The sequence below is a fragment of the Alteromonas lipotrueiana genome (assembly GCF_019249245.1).
Lineage (GTDB): Bacteria > Pseudomonadota > Gammaproteobacteria > Enterobacterales > Alteromonadaceae > Alteromonas > Alteromonas lipotrueiana.
This window is the reverse complement of record NZ_JAESDK010000028.1, coordinates 39907-45975: the sequence shown is the minus strand read 5'-3', so window position 1 is coordinate 45975 and position 6069 is coordinate 39907. Positions and strand designations below refer to the sequence as shown.

4 protein-coding genes and 2 tRNA genes are annotated in these 6069 nt (G+C 43.5%); 5 read left to right on the top strand and 1 reads right to left on the bottom strand.

What is annotated here, in order from left to right:
• From JK130_RS15680 to JK130_RS15670, 3 genes are all read left to right on the top strand, one after another.
• Window positions 1–76, top strand: a tRNA-Lys gene (locus JK130_RS15680).
• A gap of 1017 nt (window positions 77–1093) precedes the next feature.
• Window positions 1094–2155: a quinolinate synthase NadA gene (gene nadA / locus JK130_RS15675; RefSeq protein ID WP_218355271.1), complete on the top strand. Its 1062-nt coding sequence runs from the start codon at window positions 1094–1096 to the stop codon at window positions 2153–2155.
• Window positions 2156–2254: 99 nt separating this feature from the next.
• Window positions 2255–2345: transfer RNA gene (locus JK130_RS15670), tRNA-Ser, on the top strand.
• A gap of 11 nt (window positions 2346–2356) precedes the next feature.
• Here JK130_RS15670 and JK130_RS16860 read toward each other — a convergent pair.
• On the bottom strand, window positions 2357–2617 hold the full coding sequence (locus tag JK130_RS16860) for a transposase (protein WP_218355270.1): 261 nt from the start codon (window positions 2615–2617) through the stop codon (window positions 2357–2359).
• 746 nt (window positions 2618–3363) lie between these two features.
• Here JK130_RS16860 and JK130_RS15660 point away from each other — a divergent pair.
• The gene (locus tag JK130_RS15660) at window positions 3364–4164 is read left to right on the top strand and encodes a hypothetical protein (RefSeq protein ID WP_218355269.1); all 801 of its coding nucleotides are present in this window, start codon (window positions 3364–3366) and stop codon (window positions 4162–4164) included.
• 263 nt (window positions 4165–4427) lie between these two features.
• The gene (locus JK130_RS15655) at window positions 4428–5945 is read left to right on the top strand and encodes an ISNCY family transposase (protein WP_218355268.1); all 1518 of its coding nucleotides are present in this window, start codon (window positions 4428–4430) and stop codon (window positions 5943–5945) included.
• The last annotated feature ends 124 nt before the right edge of the window (window positions 5946–6069 follow it).

Here is a 6069-nt window from a genome sequence, read left to right as displayed (position 1 = left end):
GGGTCGTTAGCTCAGTTGGTAGAGCAGTTGACTTTTAATCAATTGGTCGCTGGTTCGAATCCAGCACGACCCACCATCTTATTGAAACGCTCCAGTTTCACAATTCTAAAAAAGACCACACCATACTCGCGCAGGATTTGAACCAGCGAAGCGGTTTGACACCCAGCGTAGCGCAGGTGAACATGCTTTAGCATGGCCCGCAGGGCGCAGACTGCGGTAGCAGTCAAGTAATCCAGCACGACCCACCATCTTATCTAAGTATCCTCGTATATCAAACCAAATTTAAGCTTCAACGCTCGCGCAGGATTTGAACCAGCGAAGCGGTTCGACACCCAGCGTAGCGCAGGTGAACATGCTTTAGCACGGCCCGCAGGGCGCAGACTGCGGCAGCAGTCAAGTAATCCAGCACGACCCACCATCTTATCTAAGTATCCTCGTATACCAAACCAAATTTAAGCTTCAATGCTCGCGCAGGATTTGAACCAGCGAAGCGGTTTGACACCCAGTGTAGCGCAGGTGAACATGCTTTAGCATGGCCCGCAGGGCGCAGACTGCGGCAGCAGTCAAGTAATCCAGCACGACCCACCATCTTATCTACACATTCCACTTGTGAAGTTTTCAGAGAAATCACACCATACTCGCGCAGGATTTGAACCAGCGCAGCGGTTCGCCACCCAGCGTAGCGCAGGTGAACGTGCTTTAGCACGGCCCGGAGGGCGCAGACTGCGGCAGCAGTTAAGTAATCCAGCACGACCCACCATCTTATCTACACACTTCACTTGGGAAGTTTTCAGAGAAATCACACCGTACTCGCGTCGGATTTGAACCAGCGAAGCCTAGTTAATGCAGCAGATATCCTCAAAACTTTCTAAGCTTTTTTGTCGTTTTTGCTGATAACCTCAATTAACAAAACTTCGTTATCCCCACATAGACACAGCCAAACATCGAATACATGGCTACCCGGCCATATTATTAAATGCATAAGCGGGGCTTGATTATCACAGAATAATTCATACTTATACGCTATGAAATTCTTCAGACAGTCGGGTATAATCGTCGCCCCTTTAACTGTCGTCAATCGGGTCAGTATGTTATGACAGTCGCGTTTCGTGTAGAACAAGTGGATTATCCTTTTCCTGCAATGCCTGAGCCGCTCTCTAAAGAGCGCAAAAACGAGTTACGCTCGCAGATTAAACAGCTGCTTGTCGACAAAAATGCGGTGTTAGTAGCGCATTATTATACCGATCCCGAAATTCAGGCGTTAGCCGAAGAAACCGGGGGTTGTGTAGCCGACTCGTTAGAAATGGCACGCTTTGGCCGTGATACTCAGGCCGAAACAGTTATTGTGGCAGGCGTAAAATTTATGGGCGAAACCGCTAAAATTTTAAGTCCTGAAAAAACAGTATTAATGCCTACGCTCGAAGCCACCTGTTCGTTAGATATAGGTTGTCCGGAAAAAGAATTTACCGAATTTTGCGATGCGCATCCTGATCATACCGTAGTGGTATATGCCAATACCTCGGCTGCTGTAAAAGCCCGTGCCGACTGGGTGGTTACGTCAAGTATTGCGCTTGAAATCGTAGAACATCTGGATGAGCAGGGTAAACCTATTATCTGGGGACCCGACCGGCACTTAGGCGCATATATAGCAAAGCAAACCGGCGCAGATATGTTGATGTGGCAGGGCGAGTGTATTGTGCACGATGAATTTTCATCGCAAAAACTTGCCGACATGAAAGCCATATATCCCGATGCGGCGATTCTGGTTCATCCAGAATCACCAGCCAGTGTTGTGGCTATGGCCGATGCAGTGGGTTCTACAAGTCAGCTTATCAAAGCTGCCCAGGAGATGGACAACAGCACCTTTATTGTTGCCACCGATAAAGGCATTTTTTATAAGATGCAGCAACTAGCGCCAAATAAGAACTTCATTGAAGCCCCAACAGGCGGTAACGGCGCAACGTGTAAAAGCTGTGCACACTGTCCGTGGATGGCAATGAACGGCATGCAGTCTATTCATGATGCACTTGCAGGCGCAAACGAAGGCCATGAAATCTTTGTGAATGATGATTTGAGAGAAAAAGCACTGGTTCCATTAAACCGTATGTTAGATTTCTCTACTCAGCTAAAAGCCAAAGCAGCACAAAACGCCTAAATAAACAGCGCTTAGCCAGCTTTTTAAGGTTGAAGCTTGATTAGCCCAGCAAGTTTACCTACTATACGGCTGCTGCTTTTTAGTAGCGCTAAAGAATTTGGAGAGATGGCTGAGTGGCTGAAGGCGCACGCCTGGAAAGTGTGTATACGTTTATAGCGTATCGAGGGTTCGAATCCCTCTCTCTCCGCCAAATTTTAAACATTAAAGCCCCGCCTTGTGCGGGGCTTTAATGTTTGTAGTGGGCATAATCAGGATGAGAACCCTCGGGTTCGACAAAACGGCAGGATAGCCGTTTTTACCCTGAAGTTCTTCACGCAATTTGGGCGCTCCTTTTCCAATCGTTGAATAACCGACACCCATCGCATCGGCAGCGTCTTTTTGTGAGTAACCTTGATCGACCACCAACTGTGCTGTTTCGAGTCTGAATTCTGGACTGAAATTCGGGCCTTTCTTCTTAGCCATGTTGTCACCTAACATTGTTATGGTGCTATCATAGCAGCTCTAATTAGGTGGCCAAATGTACTATGCCACTACATCCGGTCTTCCTCGGTTCTCACTAGTTCAGTTGTAGTAGCTCATATTAATCTTACAGTTTATGCAAATAGATTTAAACTTTATCTTACGGGAAGCTATTAGCTGGAAGTTTAAACGATTGATATTCAGAACATTAAGCATCAAGCGATAACGAGATAAAAAGACACGGAGCGGTCATTCAATGTTCTCAGAACTTGGTATATTAGGAGATTCTCTACAGAGAGTGGATGTTTTGCAAAGGACAGAGAATACTTGCTGGGTGTCATTAGCAGACATATGGCGAGTTTCATGTATATGAACCTAAAACCTTCAACTGGCCCCTTTATTGAAACAACACTATAATCGCACGTCTTCACTTGTCAATGTTGCTAATATTGCGAGCTAGATGGACGTTATGAGAATGTTTTTAATACCAAATTTAAGCTTGGTCTTATGATTTATAGAAGTGCTCATTCTTTTGCAGAGGGCACTGAACACCGTGTCAATAACGCTTCAACAAGTGTTTATAGAATCAGTTTAAGGCTTTTACTTTCTCGGATACTTACAGTTTTGGGTGAATGAAAATGAATTTATTGAAAAAACGGATTTAGTTTCTTCGTGGCAAAAAAAATGTGCTTTTGCTTAAGAAGCATCATCAAATCACATAGTAGTCTAAGCTATTAGGAAATACTGCAATGGAAAAAAAGATACAAAAGCATTTGACGCTAAACACACACAATAGCCTGCTAATGGGACTAGATGCAATCGGCTTAACGTTAAGAAAAAAACTAAATACGCTTCAACCTGATACTTCAGATTATTCTAATCAGTTATTTGACCAGTCATATTCTTCATATCATCTTAATCATACATACATCGGTTTAAACTTAGCAGCATGCAATCTTATTGCTGCTATAATTGAAGGGTGCTTTCGCTCAGTGTTTGGTTCGCTTATCAAACGAGATTATCTGTCTTTAGGTGAAATGTCTTCGCAATATTCTGGTTCAAATAAAGAGTATAAATCGATGACTCGCGCTTACCGGCTCGCGAATAAGTTAAGTGATGAAATAGAGTTTAATGGTGGATGGGATAAGTTGCTCCAGGCATATCGAGAATACCTTGATGTAGATTTGAATAGTCTTCTGTCGGCAAGAACCAGTGAAGCTATCAAAGGGTTGTTCACTCTCAGAAATGCAGCCGCACATGGAACGAATTTAGTCGCACCGATAGTTAAAATCAACGTCAAATCTGAAAATGAGTACGTTTTCAAGTGGCAAAGCAGGTTGCAAAATTTGTCCGTTTACGTAAAACGGGAATTTGATCTAGAGTTATTTGATGCACTGTCTCATCCATGTTTTTCACATCATTTTTACTGCAAAGGTTCTGAGTTAATCAGTGAGTTTTTGTCACGCTATGGTCCATTCGGTAAGGAGATAGAAAGACGAATGAAAAATCTCAAAGACTACGAATTCGGCAGGGATAACCACACATTGTAAGCAGGGCGATTTTACCAGTGTGTTGCATCCATAGATTGAACTTACAGCACTGAGCTGACCTTGCGATTTACACAAGTTCTGCAACGAAAAGTGTCAGATTAAGTCGAGACTAATTCACATGAACTTGTTAACACCAAGCAACTTTGTCGTATTTTAATTACCAAGCGATTCTGTCGTAATTGCTAATTACCAAGGGAAACTGTCGGTCACTTTTTTACATGTCTGGTAATGTTCTTCTTTTGAATATTTGAGGCATGTTGAGGATGATCGTGATGGATTCTAAAGCTCAACTCACTGTTGATATTATTGCTAAAGTTGTTGAAGGCAGAGTAACAATTGCCAATGCTGCAAAGTTGCTTAGTAAGTCTCGGCGCACCATTGAACGCTACGTTAAACGATATCAGCATGTCGGTATTCAATTTGTCATTCATGGTAATCATGGCAAAGCCCCGCCAAATAAAATACCCGTATCGCTAAAAGAAGCTGTGCAGGCTTTAATTAAAGATAGATATTTCGATTTGAACCTGTTGCACTTAGCTGAACAGTTAGCAATTAATGAAAATATCGTTGTGAAGCGTGAAACTCTGCGGGGTTGGGCGCATGATATTCACCATGTTAAACGGGCTAAACGTAGACGTAGTAATGTTCGTAAACGCAGAGAGCGTATGGAAGCGCCGGGCTTGATGATGCAAATGGATGGTAGTCCGCATCGCTGGTTCGGTAATAAAAAACATTGCCTCATCGCTATGATTGATGATGCAACCAGTGAAGTTTACGCTGAGTTCTTCCCATCAGAAACCACGGTTGGGTGCTTGAAAGTCATGCGAGATTGCATCGAAACGAAAGGTTTGTTTAAAACCCTTTACGTGGACAGAGCCGGTATCTTCGGTGGTCCTAAGCGTTGTAATTTCTCCCAAATGCAGCGAGCCTGCGATGAATTAGGCATAGAAATTATCTTTGCCAATTCACCACAGGGTAAAGGTCGCGTTGAACGTGCGTTCGATACCTTCCAAGACCGCCTAGTGCCTGAGCTAAGACTGAATAACATCAACGATATTACTGCCGCCAACGCGTATCTCAAGCATGTGTTTATTCCGCAGTTCTGGCAGTCGAAAATTCAAGTAAAATCAAGGCAAGCACCTGAATTTGCACCACTATCGAAACACACAAACCTTGATGATATCTGCGTCATTAAAGACCATCGTAAAATCCGCAACGATCATACCTTTAGTTACGGTAACAAGTTCTACCTCATTGATTCACCACTCAAACACTCCATTGCGAATCAGAAAGTCGAAATCAGAAACACCAACAAGAAAGGCTTCACTGCGCACTTCGCTGGACGACAGCTCACAGTATCTGAGGTGATTGAGCCAAATAAAGTAACAATAGAAGAGTTAGAAATTCAAAAGAAATTAGAGGTGCTGGCTCTGGTTGATAAACTAGGTAATGTGAGCGCAGCATCACGCCAGAGCGGTGTATCTCGCGATACTATTTATCGTCACTTGAAGTTGGTCAAACAGGGCGGCCCTGATGCTTTAAAGCGTCTAGAAACTCCCAATCTACGGCATAAGAACCGCTCAGATGTTGAACTTGAACAAACTGTCATCGAGTTCTCTCTAGAAAATCCACATCTAGGTCAACAGCAAGTATCGCTGCAACTCAAAGCCAAACAAACCATTGATGTGAGTCCTGCTGGTGTTCGCTACATCTGGCTGAGAGAAAACATGAATACGATGGCACTGCGTGTTCAACGAGCAAGAAAAGCAGAAATAGCTTAAGAGAGAAAATAGCCAGCTTAACAACTGGCTGATATGCTCATTACGACAAAGTCGCTCGGTAATTATGCCGACACAATCCCTTGGTAATCACACTAATTCACATGAACTGCTTAATAGTTCCAAC